At 41.0% G+C, this 20,939-nt stretch carries 15 protein-coding genes; 4 read left to right on the forward strand and 11 right to left on the reverse strand.

Going from position 1 to position 20,939, the window contains the following annotated elements; all coding sequences use genetic code 11:
* The first annotated feature begins 142 nt into the window (after nt 1-142).
* Genes ABTP35_RS00735 through ABTP35_RS00745 form a run of 3 tightly spaced genes read left to right on the forward strand, consistent with a single transcriptional unit; the run spans nt 143 to nt 5,985 of the window.
* A complete protein-coding gene (locus ABTP35_RS00735) occupies nt 143-3,232 on the forward strand; it encodes a hypothetical protein (RefSeq protein WP_293294788.1) in 3,090 nt (1,029 codons plus the stop codon).
* Nucleotides 3,233-4,453, forward strand: coding sequence for a hypothetical protein (locus ABTP35_RS00740; protein ID WP_293294786.1), 1,221 nt, complete (start codon nt 3,233-3,235; stop codon nt 4,451-4,453).
* Entirely contained in the window at nt 4,450-5,985 is a 1,536-nt protein-coding gene (locus tag ABTP35_RS00745; protein WP_375334341.1) for a cellulase family glycosylhydrolase, read from the forward strand. The genes ABTP35_RS00740 and ABTP35_RS00745 overlap by 4 nt, the downstream gene beginning before the upstream one ends.
* Nucleotides 5,986-6,017: 32 nt before the next feature.
* Here the strand turns inward: ABTP35_RS00745 and ABTP35_RS00750 are convergent, their stop codons facing one another.
* The 3 genes from ABTP35_RS00750 to ABTP35_RS00760 form a co-directional block, all read right to left on the reverse strand.
* Nucleotides 6,018-7,253: a glycosyltransferase gene (locus ABTP35_RS00750; protein ID WP_293294782.1), complete on the reverse strand. Its 1,236-nt coding sequence runs from the start codon at nt 7,251-7,253 to the stop codon at nt 6,018-6,020.
* A gap of 201 nt (nt 7,254-7,454) precedes the next feature.
* A complete protein-coding gene (locus ABTP35_RS00755) occupies nt 7,455-8,684 on the reverse strand; it encodes an oligosaccharide flippase family protein (RefSeq protein WP_293294780.1) in 1,230 nt (409 codons plus the stop codon).
* Between the two features lie 11 nt (nt 8,685-8,695).
* Nucleotides 8,696-8,974: an STAS domain-containing protein gene (locus tag ABTP35_RS00760; protein WP_224836536.1), complete on the reverse strand. Its 279-nt coding sequence runs from the start codon at nt 8,972-8,974 to the stop codon at nt 8,696-8,698.
* Nucleotides 8,975-9,161: 187 nt separating this feature from the next.
* Here ABTP35_RS00760 and ABTP35_RS00765 point away from each other — a divergent pair, with 187 nt between their 5' ends.
* Nucleotides 9,162-11,225 (forward strand): tetratricopeptide repeat protein, encoded by a 2,064-nt coding sequence (locus tag ABTP35_RS00765; protein WP_293294777.1) that lies wholly within the window; start codon nt 9,162-9,164, stop codon nt 11,223-11,225.
* Between the two features lie 4 nt (nt 11,226-11,229).
* On the opposite strand, the gene ABTP35_RS00770 is transcribed toward ABTP35_RS00765, so the two are convergent.
* From ABTP35_RS00770 to ABTP35_RS00805, 8 genes are all read right to left on the reverse strand, one after another.
* Nucleotides 11,230-12,108: a restriction endonuclease gene (locus ABTP35_RS00770; RefSeq protein WP_293294775.1), complete on the reverse strand. Its 879-nt coding sequence runs from the start codon at nt 12,106-12,108 to the stop codon at nt 11,230-11,232.
* Between the two features lie 123 nt (nt 12,109-12,231).
* Entirely contained in the window at nt 12,232-14,745 is a 2,514-nt protein-coding gene (locus ABTP35_RS00775) for a DUF4114 domain-containing protein (protein WP_375334342.1), read from the reverse strand.
* Nucleotides 14,746-15,142: 397 nt separating this feature from the next.
* A complete protein-coding gene (locus ABTP35_RS00780) occupies nt 15,143-15,856 on the reverse strand; it encodes a LytTR family DNA-binding domain-containing protein (RefSeq protein ID WP_293294771.1) in 714 nt (237 codons plus the stop codon).
* Nucleotide 15,857: 1 nt separating this feature from the next.
* Entirely contained in the window at nt 15,858-16,178 is a 321-nt protein-coding gene (locus tag ABTP35_RS00785) for an Hpt domain-containing protein (protein ID WP_224836531.1), read from the reverse strand.
* On the reverse strand, nt 16,175-17,242 hold the full coding sequence (locus ABTP35_RS00790; protein WP_375334343.1) for an ATP-binding protein: 1,068 nt from the start codon (nt 17,240-17,242) through the stop codon (nt 16,175-16,177). The genes ABTP35_RS00785 and ABTP35_RS00790 overlap by 4 nt, the downstream gene beginning before the upstream one ends.
* Nucleotides 17,242-18,372 carry an FIST signal transduction protein gene (locus ABTP35_RS00795; RefSeq protein ID WP_375334344.1) on the reverse strand — a complete coding sequence of 377 codons (1,131 nt, stop codon included), beginning with the start codon at nt 18,370-18,372 and terminating at the stop codon, nt 17,242-17,244. Before ABTP35_RS00795 ends, ABTP35_RS00790 begins: the two co-directional genes overlap by 1 nt.
* Nucleotides 18,341-20,401 carry a PAS domain S-box protein gene (locus ABTP35_RS00800; protein ID WP_375334345.1) on the reverse strand — a complete coding sequence of 687 codons (2,061 nt, stop codon included), beginning with the start codon at nt 20,399-20,401 and terminating at the stop codon, nt 18,341-18,343. Before ABTP35_RS00800 ends, ABTP35_RS00795 begins: the two co-directional genes overlap by 32 nt.
* Nucleotides 20,376-20,924 (reverse strand): heme NO-binding domain-containing protein, encoded by a 549-nt coding sequence (locus ABTP35_RS00805; RefSeq protein WP_224836527.1) that lies wholly within the window; start codon nt 20,922-20,924, stop codon nt 20,376-20,378. The genes ABTP35_RS00800 and ABTP35_RS00805 overlap by 26 nt, the downstream gene beginning before the upstream one ends.
* Between the last annotated feature and the right edge of the window lie 15 nt (nt 20,925-20,939).

A 20,939-nucleotide genomic window follows, 5' to 3' on the forward strand; every position in this document is an offset into this window, starting at 1 on the left:
TACTAACCGTTGTTTTACATTTCCGAAAAAAGTTGGAAATCAATTAAGTGTAGACGAATGGTAAAGCTGAGCCGATGGATAGTTCATCGTATTTCCAACAATATTTAGACCTTTATACTGTTATATTTTCTGACAGATATCAATGCAAAAACAAACCAACATAACACTGGCCATTGCGCTGGTTTTTGGGCTTATTTTTCACGGGGCAACCATCTTTTTTACGTTGGAATCCACCTATGATGCCCTTATACACCTATTTTTTGCCGACCACTACGCAAACAGCTGGTTCGAACCATGGGATTATCGCTGGTACACCGGGTTTACCGTACAAGGGTATCCTCCATTGGTTCACCAGTGTATGGCTTTGCTTTCCTATGTAGGAGGGTTAAAGTTCGGATTGTTTACCATGGCCCTGTTTATCATTGCTTTGTTCATCACCGGAGCATACCGCTTTGCGTTGGTCATTACGGCCAATCGTAAAATCGCAGGATACACTGCCCTGCTTGCGGCCTTCTCGTCCATGTTTTTGGAAACCTTGCACATTTTCGGACAATTGCCCAGTTTAATGGGCATTTCCATTTTAATGCACGCCCTGCCCGAAATCTACATGTGGATAAAGACCGGCAGAAAGTTCAAGTTGATTTCCTCGCTTTCCATGATTGCGGTTACTGTAACCTCCCATCATGTGACCCCAATTTTTGGTATGGTTTTTTTTATTTTTCCATTGATAGGGTTGGTAATTATGGACGCCTGTAAGGAAGCTGTGGGCATCAACACCAAAATCACATTCAAGGTTTTTTTGCAACAGTTCAAGAGATTGTTTTGGCGCATTGTTGTATTTGGTGGCGGTTCTTTAGTCGCCATTGTAGGCTGTATATTGCCCTATTGGGTCAATTCCAAGAAAAATCCGATCACACAGGTTCCGATTCCGCATGGATCTCGCGATAATTTTCTGGAGGTAACCTCTTCGGGCTTGGTCTTTTTTCTCATCCCTTGGGGAGTACTCATTTTTATATTGCCTTATCTTTTTTATCGATTCTACAGTAAACGATTATTGTTTTTTGGATTGTCCTTTTCCATGCTGACCCTATTGGGTACCGGAGGCACTACGCCCTTGCCCAAAATGTTGTTGGGAGATACCGCGTTCAATATCCTTACGTTGGATAGATTTACGCTTTGGGCCACTATTATGGCACTGCCCATTTTTGGCGAATTTGTATTTAGATTGGTAGAAGGTGACTTTAGACAACAATTGATAAAAGCCTTTAAAAAACCACTACATTATGTTTTGGCCGGTGGATTGGGCATCAGTTTTATTTCCATGGCCATTTTTACCATGAGCTTAAATTATTTTAGGCCCTCCCAGCCACAGAAAATAAACATGCTGCCCATTGTTAATTTTCTAAATCAAGATGAGCACGATAGATGGCGCTATTTACCGCTCGGTTTTGGGGATCAAATGGCATGGCTGTCCGCACAGACCAATGCCATGACGGTGGATGGCAACTATCATTCCGCACGTAGGTTGCCCGAACTGACCACTAGGGCCATTGAACGGTTGGAAAATTCAAAGTTCAGGGGTGTGGAGGGCATTGGTTCCCTACAGCAATTTTTGACCGTTCCTGAAAAATACAATCTGAAATACATTTTTTCCAACGATAAGTTTTACGACCCCATTCTCTATTTCTGTGGATGGCAGCGCCTGCAACAATTGGAGAACGGCATTATGGTCTGGGAGCGTCTCAACATCTCCCCTTTGCCCAAGGTAATTCCCAAAGATGACGTACCCAATTTCTTGAAACTGATGTGGGGACTGATTCCTGTAGGGACTTTGATTCTGGCGTTTATCATCAATATTCAAATTCCGTGGTACTGGAAGCTTAAGGGAAAAGCTGCCCCGTTGGACGATTATTTTCATCACGCACCTAAATACAATGGGATTTCCTCAGGACTTTCCTTTGTAAATGGAGTTTGGGCCATTGGTATTATCGGTATCTTCCTTTTTGGTATCTATCATTTTTATTTGGACAATGCTACCCAAATAAGCGCTAATAATGTAGTAAAAGCCTATTATGATGCCTTGGATTTTAAAGAATTTGAAAGAGCACATTCCTATTTAGACCCAGAAGAAGAAGTAAGTCTTTCTCAATATATGTTGGAAGTTTCGGTTACCGACGGCCTATTGAGTTCCTACGCCAAATTGGACGCAATCGGCATCACTGAAACCAAAACATCTAAAAATTATGTGGAAATGGAAGTGGCCACCAAATGGATCACGCCGTTGGAGAAAGTGGCCCGCAATTATCAACACACGGTCGTAAAAAAGAACGGACAGTGGTACATCAAACCCAAAAAAGTGGACAACGATATTCCGCCCAACCAATTGATCACGTCCAACCAAACCCAATATTACAATCACGGTCGTAGACGGATAACCACACAGCAAACCTACCATGAGGATATCCTCCGTCAACCCATTTTAGAGGTATTGTCGGCAAAATTGGTAAAATATAAGGGCAGTTACAGTATTGTTGGAGAGCTTCAGAATATCGATAATGTACCTGCGGATGTCTCCATAAAAGGCACGCTGTACAATGAAAACGACAAGGAATTGGCACAGCACGATGTAAAATTCCATGCCAAACACAAGCTAATGCCAAAGGAAACCACATCTTTCCGAATAGATTTTGAAGGTATTGCGTGGTCGTCCACAAAGGATACCCTGCCCCCCACTTTTGATCCCGACCAATTTACCCCGATCAGCCTGGAAGAGCAACCTGTTACATTTGACCTGCAATGTGCCGGCAACGTGGCCACTTCTGATCTATATAAATCGGTGGCCTTGCAAAACTGGCACTTGGACCAAAACCTATTAACGGGGACCTTATTTAATTACGGTACCCAAGAGGTGACCATACCTCAAATTTTGACCTCCTACTATTCGGACCAAGGGGATATTTTGTGGGTGGATCATCATTTTACATTGGATGGCATCCGTATCCAACGGAAACAGAGCTTCGAAATTCCTATGTTGGACTTGAAAGAAATCGAGGTGATTGCAGAGGGTTTGGAAAATTGTTACGTGAATGGAACTCCCAATGCTGAAATCACGAAAAATTATTTTTCAGATAGAAACAAAGCGGTTAAATGGGAAATGATGCGTCCATACAACGGAGAAGGTTACCACTATTTTAAAGTGGAGTTGAACAATTATATCGGTAATCCCAAATAGATGAAATTTTGGCAATATATAGGGTTAGTATGTTTAGGAGCAATCAGTTGCTCCAAACCTGTTGATGCCAATTTGGGAAAAACGGTAAAGGTCATTCAAATCACAACTACCCAAAAGGAGTTTATAGCCGGCGAAGCCATTACCCTTCAGTTTGATGGAGAAAAAGAGAACCAACTCCTATTGATTCAAAATGGTTGGGGCACTATAGCCATACCTGCGGATAGTACACAAACCTCATTAACATTTTCGCTTCCAGCAACTGTTGCCCAAAAAAGCGGGTGGGTGCAATGGAAATTAATTGGCAATGAAACGATAACCGCTACAGGTGACTTTTTCATAAGACCTAGTACTACCTTGGCCATGTCCATGGAAACCTATTTGGGACCAACCAGCATTTTTGCGGATAAAAAAGACCAAGCCATGATCGTATCCTTGCCACAGGACAAGTTTGGAAACCCCATGCCAGATAGTACTCAAATCACGTTAACAGAAAAGTTCAAGTCCGATCAAAAAAGTAACACCACATCGGTACAGGATATGATTTCTTTTGCCTATGTCGGAAATAAAGCATCCGTTGGCGAACTTTTTATAGGGTCTCGTCTTGAGAATCAAATATCCAAAGAGTTTACAGTGAGCGTTCTGCCCACTAAAGCTGCTGATTTCGCTATCAATTTTGAAAGACAGCATAGCTATGCGGATGGTAATCAGATAGTTTCCTTTACCACCTCAACCATTAGAGATCAAAACAATAATATTGTTGCCGATGGAACCTTGGTCAATTTTGTGGTCGAGGATGCCTCTGGCAATAGTTTACAGACGTACGGCACTACCTTGAACGGTGTTGCAACAGGCAAAATGCTCCATCCCGAGGTGGCAACGGAGTGGAAGGTAAAAGCACACATCAGTGGACTATCACAAAGCAATAGCCTAAAATTGAATTTTGATGCAGCCGTAATGGATTATGTGGTGGATAGCTCGAAAGATGGCCGATTCATAAGCGTTGGACCTATTCTTAGTTATATGGGCCAATGGGTTCCCGATGGTATGGGCATCCAATTGGAAATGCAAGATTCAGATGGGAAGTCAGTACTGACTTTAAGTAGTACCACAAGAAAAGGAATGGGAACATTTGAACTTCCCGAAGGGATAAATGCGAATACCCACAAGGGATTTGTAATTGTAGCAGGAATTAAAAAATCGGTTAACCATAAAACTGAATGATGGCTCGGAAAAACCTATATAGATCCTTGCTCTTATTGAGCTTTTTGGCCTTAAATGCAGGTATCATTTATGGTTTGGCGGCCGCTTGGAGTTTTCTGAACACTGGGGCGGACAAGTCTTCCATTCTTCATATTGGCGGTGCTATTGAAAAAGCCTATCAACCTAAAATCGTATGGACAACCAATGGGCAACGTGGCAGAAAAATATCCCAACAGGCCCTTACCGAACTCGAAAAAGACTATATCAATGCTTGGTATGTAAAAAATATTGCCTTATCAACTTTTGACGTACTTGGAATTGAAGATTACTACACCGAAGACGCCAGAGAACATCTCAAACAATTGATCAAGAACAATCTGGACAATCAAGTTCGGATAGAAGCCACTACCCTAGCTCATCATCCTCGATTGGAGTTTTATAGTTTGGATGGGAAATTGGCCGTGCTTACCGATAACCATGTGGTTCAGGTTGAAAAAATATACGCTAACGGGCAATTCCTGCAGCAACAAAAGACTATACACAGTTATAAGGTCATTCTAATATTGGAAGATGGTTTTTGGCGGGTTCGGCAAATGGTTAAAATTCAAAATCCACCTGAAGTCCAAGCACAAAGGGAAGAGGTTTCATTCAATGTGAACTCATTAAAGGGAATCAACTATTATCCAAAGGATAACCCATGGGATATGTTCGGGAAGAATTTTGACATCGAGGCCATCAATGCTGATTTTGAGACCATAACATCCCTAGGTTTAAATTCCGTTCGGGTATTTGTTCCCTACGAAACATTCGGGGCTGCTTCGGTAAAAACTGAATATCTTGACCAGCTTGAAGAATTGCTAAACTTGGCACAGCAAAACAACCTGAAAGTTTTGGTCACCCTATTCGATTTTTATGGGAATTATGAGCTAATGGACTGGACCTTGACGCACCGACACGCAGAAACCGTAGTTTCCCGATTACAAAATCATGAAGCTTTGTTGGGATGGGACCTAAAAAACGAACCTGACCTCGATTTTGAAAGTCGTGATAAGGAAAATGTGCTGGGTTGGCTTTCGGAAATGGCACAACTCATTAAAAAGAAGGATAGCATCCACCCTATTACCATTGGATGGTTTGCCCCCGAAGCGGCGATAAACTTGGTCGAGCAAGTGGATTTTGTTTCTTTCCATTATTACGAAGAACCAAAAAATCTAAAAGAGCGAGTCGCTGCCTTAAAAAAAGCGATTGGGGAAAAGCCGATGGTGTTGGAAGAATACGGAAAATCGAGTTATTGTGGTATTTGGAATTTGTTTTCCAACTCAAAAGAGGCTCAAGCCAATTATTTGTCTGAAATACAAATTGTTTTGGAAGAGGAGCAGCTTCCTTCCTTTATTTGGACCCTGCACGATTTTGAAACCGTGCCAACACAAGTGGTGGGTAGAAAACCCTGGCGAAAAGCACCACAAAAGCATTTTGGCCTCATAGATATGGATGGTGAGAAGAAACCCGCCTATCATACGATCATAAAAAAAGAAAAAGGGACAACTAACTAAAGTTATCCCCCTTTCACACTTAACCTAAAACCCTATGCTATGCTTGTCTCGTTAATTTCTTGTAATTCTTGCGCAGGAGTTGGCAACAACCCTTTTTTTGCCTGTATCACTTTAAAATGATCCAGGTACATTTCGGTAATTTTGGACATAGGCAGTGAACATGCTGCTTTATAATTTGCTTTCCCCAAGTGAGTTCTGTACGTCTCATTGGTCAAAATACTTTCCAATGCTTTGGATAAAGATTCCACATTCTCCGGCTCAAAGAATTCGCCTCGGTAGCCTTCTTCCCTGACCAAGATGCCCAAGTCTCCCAAATCTGGCAACACTACCGCCTTTCCATAACTTCCTGCTTGGTGCAATACTCCGGAACTTCCTGTTGTAGATGTGTAAGGAAAAACCACTACGGCACTGTCCCCGAAAATATGTGGAACATCTTCCTCGGCCACATATCCGGTAAATCTTAGATTCTTTACATGGCTGTATGTCTCTTTCACATTCTCCAAGTACCCTGGTGTGTTTGGACTATCCGTCCCAGCGATTACAATTTCAATATCCAGATCGGATTTTGTACGCAATAGCTCAACGGCTTCGATCATTGGCTCCACTTTTTTGTAGGTCCCAAACTTTCCAAAGGCCATTACCTGCATAGGGCCTTTTGGTAAATCGTAGTTGGGAGCTGGTGGGGTTTCGAAGGCACCATGTGGCACAAGGGCAACATTATTTACCTTGTATTTGTTTTCCAAAATAGTTTTGTACTTGCTGATGGTAACGGCCAATACATCCGATGCCAATACAAAGCGTGTTAGTGTGGTGCCAATAAAGTTGTATATTTTTTGAAGGAATCCGTTCTGAGTGATTCCGGCATTTTCCAAATCCACTTGCTCCAAAATATTGTGCAACAAGGAGATGGTTGGGATGCGCATCATTTTACAAACAAAAGGCAATAAAAGTCCAAGAGCGGCAGGAACCTTTTTGTCACCAAACTTCAAAAACTGAAGATTGAACAAAACAGCATCCGGTTTTTCTTTTCTGATGGCCTTGGCCACTCTGTACATATTCTTAAGGTCGTTGAAGTTCCAACACTCCTTAACAGTGATAGGACATCCTTCCTCTTCAAAGGAAAGGTCTTTTGGTGCTTCGGTATGGTCCGTAAGCAATACAATCTCGCTTACTTCTTCTTGAAGTCTAAAATGTTTTACAAGATGGTATCCATATTCGGTAAGGGTTACTTTACTTGGCGGATACGCTGTTACAATTGCTAGTTTCATAAGGTTAAGTTTTTGTTCTATAAGATTTTAGTGATACAAATATCCGCACAAAACCCTGTAAAAAAGGCGATTAAAGGACGGTTGAACAGAAAGTGTAGACGAATGGAAAAGATGAAACGATAAGTTTAAATCCATAAAAAAGGGCCGGAAAACAACATATGCTTTCCAGCCCTAGGCCTGCCCTCTATTCTGGGGGAAACCCTATCTCCTGTGAGATAAAAAATAGAGTATTTGAACGGCAAGCAAAACCAACATTACCAAAATCTGTAGTTGGACCACCATGGCCAAACTACTATGAAACAACACAATCAAAACTATCTGTGACACACCCATCACTGCTGAAAACAAAATGGGTTTATAATGATCTAAGGATAAAAAGTAATAAGTAAAAATATTTGCCACGGCAAACAAAGATGTGGCCAGTGCATATTGCCACAACAATGAAGCCATGGACAAATAGGCATCTCCAAATAGTAGTGTAATGATCAATTTAGGAAACACCATACAGGCTCCAACGATAAACAAGGACAAAGCACCGATATATCTTACATATTTAAAAAGTACTTGTTTTGAAGGCTTGCCTTCTTTTTTAAGACGGACCACAGTGGGCAATAGCAGCATTACGAACATCCAGGCCACAAAATACACCACGCGGCCGATCAATGCCAAGGAAGCGTAAAGACCTGCTTCTTGTGCTTCAAAAAAGTGTTTCACCAATATAATATCGCTATTGTTGATGATGATCTGGGTCAATTCGTAGCCAGCCGTGATCAACATAAAAGTCCGCACCTTTGACCATTCCAAACCAATAGGAGCTTTTGCTGTTTTAGCAAGGCTCAACTTTTTGTAAGGGAACAATCCAAACACCAGGGAAACCAAAATTCCAAAAGAGACCAATGCACCAAAATGGTCACGAATTACCAAAAAGGCCAATAGGGTAATTCCCAATCTGCCCCACATTTCCAATTGATAGGAAATGGCCAATTTGGCAAAGGATTCTTCCCCTTGATATTGACCTCGGTTTACGCTCATTACAAAGTAAATGGGCACTCCTACAGCAAAAATTCGAAACATTACCGTGTTTTCCGTGTGCAATATATTTTGGAGCATTGGTGCAGAGAAAAATACCACAGCTCCTAATAAACATCCGATCAAAAGTGCAAAAGCACCTATTCGATTTCTAAAAACATCCCATTGATCGGATGGTAATGTGGCAACAAATTTTGCTGTTACCAACTGAAAGGTCATTCCCAAAAATGAGAGAACCAACAACAAGGTCACCAACAAGGCTGCATCCGCAAAGGCTTCTGGACCCAAAATGCGCCCCAACAATAAATTATAAATGTAGTTTCCTCCATTCACCAATAAGGCACTCAGCATAAAAAGCTGTTGAGGGGAAATTCGGTTTTTTACTAGGTTAAGAACGGTCATAGCATAAAAAATTAAAAGGTGGCTTTTAAACACAGTTGCTTTAAATCCTTTTTGGGCAACCATCCATTTATGGTGAAATGGCAATCCAAAAGCACTGCATTGGCAAACATTTGAATCAATACCTTACTTGCCAAATCATCGATTACCGATACTCGTTGTAAATCAAGTTTAACGGTAGTACCTCGCTTAATGAAGTTTTTCATATGTCTTTCAAAAATCTTGATAGTGGTACTGTCCAATCGCCCATTTACTGAGAAGACTCTTCTACATTCGGTGATTTGTAAAGCCATGATTTTTAGTTGTTAAGGTTAAGATTTGTTCGACTTGTTACAGCAAATATCCACTGATTTGACGTTTTAAATTGGACGGTGTAGACGGATGACGGATAGCTGTAGACGAATGGTAAGGTTCGCCCTTCGGCCGCGGAAAGACTCGTTTTAACTTTACCATATCAAAAAAACCTCAAAAGCTTAACCTATGAAACGCTTTATTCACATCATCATTTTTGTGGTCGCCATACAAGGAGTTTTGGCCCAGTCCGAAATGGACACCGGATTTCAACTTTTGGAAAAAGGGAACTTCTCCCAAGCTGAAAACTTTTTTGGTGATTTCCTTAAAGATAATCCGGATAACAAAACAGCTCAGATCTGCTACGGGCGTGCTGTGGGTCTCAACGGAAACCCGAACAAGGCCAATACCTTATTTAATGGTATGTTGGAAAAGCACCCGGATGATTACGAGGTTCGCATCAACTATTATGAATCCTTTTTATGGGGAAAGCAATTTAAAGCTGCGGAAAAATTGTACGCTGGCCTAGTTGAAGATTACCCCAATAAATTTGGTGCTGTTTTAGGTTATGCCAATACGTTGAGCAATCTTCAAAAATATGAGGAAGCCTTGGAATGGATAGAAAAAGCTTTGCAATTGCAACCTGGTAATTCAAGTGCGCTTACTTCAAAAAAATACATGAAACTTGGATTGGCCAACACTTTGGTACAGTCACAGAATTACGATGAGGCAAAAATCAAACTAAAATCCATTTTCAACGATTTTCCAAATGATCGAGAAACCTTGCTGAACTTGGCCAATGTATTCTTGATTACCAAAGAGGTCGATAGTGCAAAAACGTCCTATCGCAGACTTGCTATTTCTGCAAAAGACTCTGTTGTGGCTTTAAATGGAATTGCCTTGGCCAAGCATATTGGGGAAAATGATAAAGTAGCCCTGAAGGTTGCCATCCAATCAAAAAATAAAGTAGGCAAGATCAACGATAACGAACTTAAGGAAAAGACGTTTGAACGCTACGCTCAAGCCCTGATCTGGAACCGAAAGTTTGTTTCTGCCAAAAAATACATCGATAGTCTTTCCAACCAATTTGGTGATAAAAATTGGGTGTTGGCCCTTAAAGCCACCCATGGAATGTACACCGGGAATATTAAGAGCAGTCTACAGCATTATGACGCTATTCTGGCATCGGACAGTACATCTTTTGATGGAAATTTAGGAAAGGCCAATGCACTTTTTGCCCTCGGAAGGATAGAAGAGGCATACGCCGCCACCAACAAAACCTTGTCGATTTTTGAAAACCAAAAAGATGCGCAAGGGCTTATCGAAAAAATAAACGGACAATATAGCCCTTATGTGCAAGAAACGGCTTCTTACAGTTTTGATAATGGGAATAACGTAGCATATGCCACCAATACAACGGTGAACCTGCCATTGTCCACCAAGTTTCAAACCGTTGTAAATTATCAGTACCGATTAACAGAAAATTCAGAAACCTCAGCAAAAGCGCATACGCATACCGCAACCGCTGGAGTTACCTACGCTATGCTGCCGAAGTTGAAAGTAGTGGGCCTAGCAGGAATCAACAATGCCCAGTTCAATGGTAATGGCTACTCGCAACCCATTATAAGTGCAAAAGTGGTTACAGAACCGTATCGTTTGCAAAACTTGGAGGTTGGATTCCAACGAGAGGTTCAAAATTTTAATACGGATTTGATAGAGCGTGAAATTGTAATGCAGCATTATGGTTTAAACTACAACCTTGGTTCCAATTTTGGATTGGGATGGTACTCACAGCTTATGCACACAGAGCAAAGCGATGACAACCAACGCGACCTTTTGTTTACTTCTTTGTACTACACTGCGTTGCGAAAGCCCAACTTAAAGTTTGGACTCAACTACCAGTACTTGGCCTTTGCGGAGCAAGTGCCTACCATCTATTTTAGTCCTGAAAAATACCAGGCCGGGGAATTCTTTGCTGAAGTGAGCGGAAAATTTAGCGGTAACTCCACCTATAGAATCAATGCGGCAACGGGTTTACAGCAGGTGGAAGATGATGATATGACTTCTATTTTTAGGGTAGAAATGAATCTAAAACACCAATTTACCAAACGATTGAGTGGCGGGTTGTACGGAAAATATAGCAACATTGCCTCGGCGACTGCAGCAGGCTTCCAATTTACTGAAGTGGGCATACAACTGAAGTGGTTATTTAAGAAGCAGCCTTTTTTTAATGGGAGCATTGCTTCCAATTAAGATATCAAATCTTATTGAACCAATCTGAATTGATTTTTACTGATTCAATTAATTGTGTTTCAACACCTAATCCAAACTCTTTAAGTTTGTCACACAATTGTTCTCCATCTATTAGATCAATAGGTGGAGCCCCATCCCTAGTAGCTTCTTTAATAGCTTCACGAGTAAAATTGCCTGTGGTAATAAAAACACCCTTATCTGCCCTCCCTTGCATGGCACCTCGAAAATCCCTTACATCTCCGGATCCAACCGAACCTTTATACCGTTTACTTTGAAAAAAAACATGAAAACTTAAGAACCCATTTATCCTTACTATCCCTTTACCGTCAATTCCACCATCACCAGATTTTCCCGTAACTTCAACTTGAACAAAACCACTTTCGCGAAGCAATCTCTGGCACAACCTCTCAAAAGCGGATGGTTCAATTTCCAAGAGTCGAGAAATAAGACTTTCTTTCCAATCAAGTTCTTCCTCCATTTCATCTTCAACATTATCTTCATAACTTGCAATAGACTTCTTCTCCTTTTCCGCTCTAAGAATGCGGTCATTTTCTCTTACCGTCTTAACAATCTCATTTGAATCCAAATTAGAAGTATCGATTTCATTATCTACCAATGCCCATACACCTCGAGAAGAATTTTCGAGCAGTCCATATTTTTTTAAATATGTACGGGCCCATCCCAACCGGTACTCCACCTCGGATTGTACTCCGTTTTCATCATGTGGTATGTCTAAAATTTCCTCGGTATAACTGGCCACTTCATAAACTTTTTCATTTATCTCATCAATAGAACCAGACCCTCCTAACCTTTTCAATGCCTCCAAGGTTGGAATCAACATCTTATCATAAGTAGGCACAATTAAACTATTAACACTTGGCATTTAATCAAATTTTAACTAGAAGATTTTCAATATAACCATTAAATCCTAAATAATTATACAAAAAAAAACTCCCCTTAAAAAGGGGAGCCTTCATCAAAAAAACAACAACCTATTTAACCGCATTTATTGTCGTATAATTTTTCCGCTGTACCGCTTGCTATTGGTAACATCTCCAACTTGATACAAGTATATTCCCTTTGGCAGATGACCCAGCTCCAAGCGTATGGTATTCTCGTTTCCTGTTGGAGCGTGGGTATCTGCATAAAGTACCTGTCCACTTAAATTCACGACATGTACATTTACTTTACTGGTTTTTTCCGGTAACGATATATCCGTGTATTCCACAAAAGGGTTCGGGTAATTTTTAAGCTCCAGCTCAGTATTTGGATCCAAAATGCTGATCAGATCGTCGCCAAGATCCAAACTATTGGTTTCGTCAGTGGTAGGGTCTTCTTGTTCAGTTTCAGATTCTTGCTGAATTTCTCCATCAACCGTTAAAGCCATTTGGTCCACTTCCAGTTCAAACGATGTATAATTTTGATAGTCTCCCTGCACAGAAATTACAATGGTTCGCAGTTGTCCAAAGTCCATATTTTTTCCTTCGTGGTTTACAAAGTCTGAAAACGATAAACTGTATTGCGTTTTTTCACCATTGGCATCCAAGCTATAGCGAAGACGTTCGCTCCACTCGCTCGTGGCATCGGTTACCAAACTTATCTCTACGGGAGTCTGGTTTTTGATGTTGAAGTGCAGATACTGGTAATCATCGATAGGTAATTGTAAGTCACCGGCCAAAATATTACGGAATACGTTAATGGTCTCCTTAACTTCTCCCTTGGCCACTACTCCCCTTTCCACAATATGTCCATCTAAATCCCATTCTTGGTGTTCAACCACTTCAAAAACTTCAACACTATCGGCTTGTGTATTGTAATCCACACCCCATGGGCCATCAGCCAAGTAAATTGCATCGTGTTGATAAGAGTTTTCGGCTATAATGGACAGTCCCATATCAAACAAGTGTCCAGACTCTAATGTAATCTCCTGTTCCCATTCACCGTTTAAGTCGATGATGGTATTTAAATTCTGAAGGTTTTCTTGTTCGGTGGTCTTATAATTTCCATCTAACAATAACCAAGTTGCCTTGCTTTTGTTGATGATATTCAGGTGCAATTTTCCGTTTTTGTAATATCCATTCTGGATAAACACTGTTGGCAATACATTTTCCCCTTCATTGGATTCCAATGTAGATTCCTGGCCCAAATTGGTAAGAATCTCGTTTACGACGGTGCTCACCTGCCCCATACTATTTCCCCAGACTTGAAAGTTCATATAATCCCCGGCAGGGTATTCGGCCAAATTCCAACGGCTGTAAACTGTGCGATCCGCTCCGTCCTCTTTCACCGAAAATACCACAGCATACTCCACATTGCCATTCGCTCGTTCCAATTCGGAATAGATCAATTTATGTCCTTGTAGCTCGATAGTCCTTAAATCCTTCAGTTTAGAATTGTTAAGACGATCACAGATTGTTTTTGTATGGTTGTACACCTCTCCTTTGGTGTTCAGTGCTAGAGCGGCAGAAACCCTATCAGTTCCTTGGTAATAATCGATTCCGAATACCTCATCTGCATTGGTAATGGCCAAAAGGTCCTCAGGGCTTGAAACATAAGAAGTTTCTGTGCCAAACATTCCAGTGCTGGGAAAATAACCATCCAGATTACCCGATTTGGCCATTAAGGACTTGTAGGTCTTCTTGTCGTACTTGTTTTGCAAGGCGCGCTTGTTCTTAAAAGTATTGGCCTTGTTTCGGTCAAAATTTCTTTTTGCGATCAAGCTGGCCAAGTCTCCATTACTTTCCAATCCGCCATCATTACCGGAGGTAACAGGTGCGTGATCCGTAATTTTATTATAATTGGTGGTTTTTATGGCCTCATACGGATTGGCTGTAATGTAAAAAAGAGCATCGTTAAAATCGTTGTCACAACTTGCATAATCCCGTCTAATGTCCTCAAAACCCAAAATAATTCGCTCGTTATCTGGATCGTTCAACAATACATTGTGATGTCTAAGAAATTCAAGAGCTTCTGGATTATAGTCGGGATTAGAGAACAACTGCCATAGTCCTGGAGTTACCTGCCCTTTCCAACCATTGGCCAACAATACCCAACCAATACCGGTACCGGCACTAAATCTTCCAATTTTTACCTTATGTCCAGTTTCCAAGCTTCCACCACTATATTTTGCGGAGACATTTGGGAAAATAATGGTAATATCTTCTTCTTTGGGAGCAGTCAATTGAGGTTGATCTACATCATAAGTATAAAACCCAAGAACGTTTTTATATCCTGCACCCTCTCCCACAAAGGTTACCCATACATCGGCATCTTTATCCAAAATAATATCGGTATCGTACCCGGAAGTTATATACTGCGGATTATAGTTGGGTACTGGAAATCCTTCGGGAAGGGCATTGCTGATCATATCCAAGGTTTCTTGGGAAACATTATCCTTTCCATCAAAATAAAGGGGGGTTCCATCTGATGTATAATCTCCCAAATACTTATAACCATATTGTTGGGCAGTTGCCCATCCAAAAGTTAACAATGTTGCCAAAAGAAGTATAAATTGCTTCATGATCGTAGGTTTAAGAATATGATACAAAATTGATGATTTCCAAGCCTTTAAACATGGCTCCCTCGGTGAATGAAAACTTTCTGTAGACGGATGGTTACCAGTAAGGGACAAGCAAAAAAAAACACCCAAATGGGCGTTTTTGTAGTTTATCCGATCGATTGCTCTTACTAAATCAATCCAAAATAATGGACTGTACCAGCTACAACAGCATACAATACTCCAAACTGTAATGATATTAATGCTTTACGAATATGTGTAAATACTAATCGATTTTTCATAATTATGAAGATTTGGTTTGTACTCCTACAAAGCTATATTACATTAAGTCGGTAATTACTTGTGGAGCGCTGAAAACCAAAAAACTGTAGGTAGGTTTAAAAAAAGTGTGGATAATTGCCTACAACAGGTTCAACCTACGCATTAATTCCGGTCGGTTAGACCTACTTATGGGAATCACACTTTTTTCAATAAGTACGCTATTGTCCTCAATATCCACAATCTTATTAAAGTTGATCACATAGGATCTATGGATTTGCAAGAACTTGTCCTCTGGCAGTTTTTCCAGTATTTTTTTTAAGGTGGTGTGCACCAAATAATCCTTTGACTCTGTTTTAATATTGATGTAGTCCCCTTTGGCCTCGATCAACAGGATCTCCGCGAATTTCAGTTTTATGAGTCTCCGGTCTATATTAATATATAGATCTTCGCCCAAGCCATTTTCTTGCTCGTTCACAGTCGATGCAGTTGAAGATGGGGCGCTTGAACTATTTTTTACTTTTTGAATACATTTTTGAAAACGCTCTTGGGTAATGGGTTTTACCAAGTAATCCACAATGGCCTCGTACTCGTAAGATGCAATGGCAAATTCGGTATCCGAGGTGATCATCACAATTTTTGGAGGGTTTTTTAGGGTCTGGATAAAATCAATTCCCGTGAAGCCCGGCATGTGGATGTCCAAAAAAACCAGGTCCACTTTAAATTGGTTCAAGAATTTGATGGCCTCGATGGCATTATCAAACTCTTCCATAACATTTATTTCAGGAACCTTTGAGCATAATTGTGACACAATTGCCCTTGCTGCTGCTTCGTCATCAATTATTATACAATTCATTTTAAATGGTTTTTAGGTAGTGCTCCACATCTTTTAAAATCGACAAGAATTCATCTTTAAACGATTGTTCGCCATCTCGCAGTTCCTTCTCGTGCTTTACGGCCAAAGTGTAAGCATTGTGTAAACCTAGAACGTTTAATTTATGCTTTATCTTGTGCACATGCTCGGAAGCTTCGCGAAAAAGTGCATTTTTTATGGTATCCAGGTATTCCTCTTGTTCTGTTGGAAATTCCTCCTTTAATATACCGATAAATTTTTGACGAAAGACCATATCTCCTTCGGCAAGGTTGTCCACGTACTCTAGATTTGGGATTTCTCTCATAGGTTTTGTTTTTTTAGGGTAAAATGAAATGTAGTTCCCATATTCTCAATACTGTCCACCCAAATATTCCCTTCATAAAGGGATACTATCTTTTTTACCAGAGCCAAACCAATGCCCGTTGCCATGGCATCGTCCTCCAATTTATGGAACATATCAAAAATATCCGATTGATGCTTTTCCGGTATTCCCTTTCCATTGTCCGCTATGGCAAAATACCAATGGTCGCCTTCGTCCTTAAAGTCGACCCGGATAGTTCCTTGTTTCTTGCCTTCGGTAGCCTTAACGGCGTTGGTCATTAAATTCATGAAAAGCTGTTCGATCTTGTAGCGATCGTAATACAGCTGGGGCAGCTGTCCAGGAACCTTAAACTGTACATTTTTGGGTACAAAAATATTCCCTTGTATATCCGATAACATTTCTCCCAATTCAAAAATATCGTTGGAAGCATTCTTATCCTGTAATGTGGCATGTTTTAGTATACCGGTGATGAGCTTGTCCATTTTCTCCAAGTTCCCAAGTGCCAAGGATAGATTTTGTTTGCTCTGATCGGACAGGGTATCTTTTTCGTCTTCCTCTATCCAGGTTATCAGCGCGCTAATGTTCCTAATGGGTGATTTTAGATCATGGGATACCACATGGGCATAACTGTTTAATGATTCATTCTGACTTGCCAAATTCTTGAGCAATTTATCTTTTTCGGTGGTCATTTCTGATGCTCGCTGAGCCAATTCCCCAATTTGTCGGGCCAATTTTTCTGCATCAAAATCGCTATCCACAATGTTTTTTGGAACTTCTTGTTGTTTAAAGTTTGCCTGCAGGGCGGAAAGTGCGCTTTCAAGCGAGTTCAATACCTGTTTCTGTCGGGCAGCTTCCTTTTCCAGTTCTCTATTGGCATCGTACAACTCATCCGAACTTAGTGCTGTGGCCCTTTGTAGCATCCTCAGCTTTTCGTCGTAATTTTCGTAAGAGTTGGCAATGGCGTCCAAAAGCTGATCCAAATCACGATTGTCCGAGTAAGTTTCGGGCAGGTACTTTTTAAGCTGTCTTTTTAAAAGGCTGTGCATTACTCGCTGAATAAGGTCAAAGTCATGGTTTGGTTATGTAATTTACAGGTATTCTGACCTGCAAATGGTGCCATTTCCCCATAAGAATAAAAGCCGGATACCGCCACATTCTCGCCTATAACCTGGGTTACTTCCTCGATTTCTTCCTCTGTTCGTTGATCCATTACCAGTTTACGTCCCACACAGCTGATCAATATGGCCAGTTGGGATTCGTTTTCACGTTCTTCCACAGCGAGTTTGGCCGCGGACCTTGCACCATTGGCGATATCGTCCACCGTGGCCATCATTAATTGTACTTTGGAACCTTCGGGTACGTCCCCGGCCAATATCATGGCATTATGTTCTTCATCTATATTCAAAATGGTACGTACAATAGGTTCTTCATCATTGGTCTGTACACTAAGTGGGTACAGAAGTGCCGATTTGGGAAGTTCGCCCGCCTTATCGCCCAAATATTTTTTATACAAATCCAAAGCTGGCTTGCCATCGAGCTCGAACAAAATGTTCTTTCGCGATTTTGTAATCAATCGTTCTGGTCCAAAGGGGGTCCATCCGCCAAAGTTGGCACAACTGATTTCTAAAGTATCACCATAGAACCCAATAGCCACAACCTCTCCTTGTTTAGGGTGCTCATTATAGGATGACAGGGTGACCTCAAAGCGGTCATCATCCCCACAGAGTCCTCCGGAAAGACCAAAACTACCCTTACCTACATGTTCCAGTCCTGCGATAAGTTCGCTACCGTTTACAGTGCTTCCTTCCGAAACCACAAACACATGTTTTAAGTTTTCGGTAGGGAGTTCTGATGCCAGAACTTTGCCCAGATCGGCATCATCCTGATCAAATTCGGCCACATTCTTGCTTTTTACCAAAAAATGGCTTTTTTCGAACTCAACTGCGGTCAATGTTACTGTTCCGTCCAATACTTTCTCCCCCAAAATCTCTCCCGAGGTTGACCCAAACACCAAATGTCCATCGGGAAACAAGTTTCTTACTTCTTGGTACAGTTTTTCCTCTTGCAATAAATACCGATTACCAAAAATGAGAACCAAAGGTTCTTTCAGCTCGGTTTTTTCCGAGATAAACTCAAAATTGGTATCAGATTGTTTTTTCGCTTGTAAGATCTTCATGGCGTTCGGTTTTAAGGGGTTGCTTTTCTATTGTAAAATGGAAATCGGTACCGATTCCTTCTTCGCTTTCTACCCAAACGGAACCGTTATATCTGTCGATGATTTTTTTAACTATGGATAGACCTATTCCTGTTGATTTTTTATCGGTTGAGGCGGACTGAAAAATATCGAATATTTTCTTGTGATATTTTTTCGGGATACCCACTCCGTTATCCTTGATGCGGAATTTCCAATAATCGGATTCTTCTTGAAACAGTACTTCTACCTTTCCTACTTTTTTATCGATATGGACGACCGCATTTGAAATAATGTTTTGGAACAATTGATGCATTTTGGTCCTATCTGCGATGATATTTGGTAAGGGTGCAGGGGCGACTACCTTAACATTTTCTGGAATGTAAATACTGTCCACAATACCAGAGATTACCTCGTTTAGGTCTATTTGTGTATTGTTCAATTCCGAAGTATTAGCGGTGGAATAGGCCAGTATGCCACTGATCAGGTTTTCCATGGATTCTATCTTGTCCTGGATCATGCCCAAATATTCCCTGCCGGTTTCGCCCAAGGCTTCACTATAATCATTTTTCAACCAACTGGCCAAGGCTTCGATACTTCTTAGCGGCGATTTTAGGTCGTGGGAAACTACATAGGCATATTCTTTTAGGCTTTCATTGCTCTGCTCCAGTTTATCCAACAACTTTTCTTTTTCCAGTTGTAGATTTTTTTGTTCGGTTATATCCAAATGGATCCCGATAGAACCTATTACCTTGCCTTTTTCGTCATATCTTGGTGCGCCACTGATCAACCAATGGCGAAACTCATTATATTTATTGATAACTTCTACTTCATAAGAATCGGATTGGTTTTGAATCCGTTTGGCGTTCTTTTCTGCAATTATGGATTCATCTTGTACCGAAAGTACGTCGCTGGCATGCTTGCCCGTAAGCTCCTCTTCGGTAAATCCGCTCATTTCGCAAAAGCTCTGGTTTACCATTTGAATGCGATCTTCGGTATCCACTTCGACCAGGCCTAGGTTCATATTTGCAATTATTCCACTGTACTTGTCCTTTTCGGCTTGGAGGTTCCGCTTAAAGGTCCTGTTCAACGTTACATCCCTGTAACTCCATAGGTGGCCTTTGTAAACACCATCGCTAATTACGGGAATGTAATCGCGTTCCAAAATACGGCCATCCACCATTTCCAGTTCATCGGCAAGTACCGGCTCCCGATTTTCGAGGATCTCCGCTATCCTGGCCATAAATTGATCTGGGTTTTTAAATAGATCTTTAGTTTTTTCTGCAGCACAACCACAATCCATTCCTGTCATATCTTCAGGGTTTGCAGGAACACTGAACATTTCGCAGAATTTTTTATTGGTGAGGGCTATATTTCGGTTTTCGTCCTCCAAGAGTACCGCCATTTCCAAATTCTTGATCAATGTGGACAGCCTGTTCTCGGATTCCTTTAATTGTTTCCGTTGGTTTGCCAGTAGATTTTCAATATCTTTTTCTTGGGTGATATCACGCAAAATTCCTTGGGCGGCAATGGGATTTCGATTACGGTCGTAGATTATACTTGCATTTATCTGTACAAATTTCTCTTCGCCATTGGGGAGTATGATCTTGGATCTATAATTTTTTAGCACACCCGTATCCAAAAGAGTTTGAACGGATTCTGCTGTATATTGCGCAAAATCGGGGTGTACATAGCTGGATAGATTGATTTTAGGGCTGTCTTTGTCGAACTGAAGAAAATCCTTTGCAGATTCGTTGCTTCGGACCACGTTGAATCCAAGGTCCATAACCACGTAAGAATCAATGATACTCAAAAATCCGGCATCTACCTCGTCGGTTTTTTCGTCCAATAGATTCTCCAGCTGCGCATTGGCTCTTTTAAGATGCTCTGCGGTATCGTAAAGTTCCTTGGATTTTTCCTCGAGTATCCTCTCGGCCTGTGCCCTTGCTTTTTTTTGGCGCTCCAACGCCCTTTTTAAAATTGCTATCTCATCCTTGGCCATCCTGTACAACATCAAATTTGACTTCGGTTCCGTCCTCTTTTAAAAGTTCGTAGGTAACTTTGGAGGTGGTATTAAAATGTTCAAAACATTTTTCTATTAATCCGTGAGCCAATCGATATAGTCCCCTAGAGGAAACATATACCATGGAAATTGATGTATCCGTTTTATCCAAGATGTTAAAAGTGGGCAGTTCGGCGTCGGGATAGAGTTTTTGAACATGCACATGAATATGATCTTCAATGGAATAAAGCAATCCGATGGGAGAGGTATAACTTTTTATTACTTCGGGATGCGCCTTTCCCAAACTTCCGAACAAATAGTGGCCAAAGGCATACAATAGGTCGTCTATGGACATATTGGTCTTTTGGCTCAAACTTTGTAGAAGGGCCACCATTTCGTTAAAATCGTAGGTTCCAACAGAGGTATAAATGCCGTCCGAGGGCAAGTCGGCCGCTTCGATAATGTCATCCACGGTCTCCAACCCAAACTGGTCTTCCACCATTTCCAAAAATTCGGTAAATACTATTCCTTTCATAATCTGGCTTATTCG

The sequence above is a fragment of the Flagellimonas alginilytica genome (assembly GCF_042134605.1).
In the GTDB taxonomy this organism is placed as follows: domain Bacteria; phylum Bacteroidota; class Bacteroidia; order Flavobacteriales; family Flavobacteriaceae; genus Flagellimonas; species Flagellimonas alginolytica.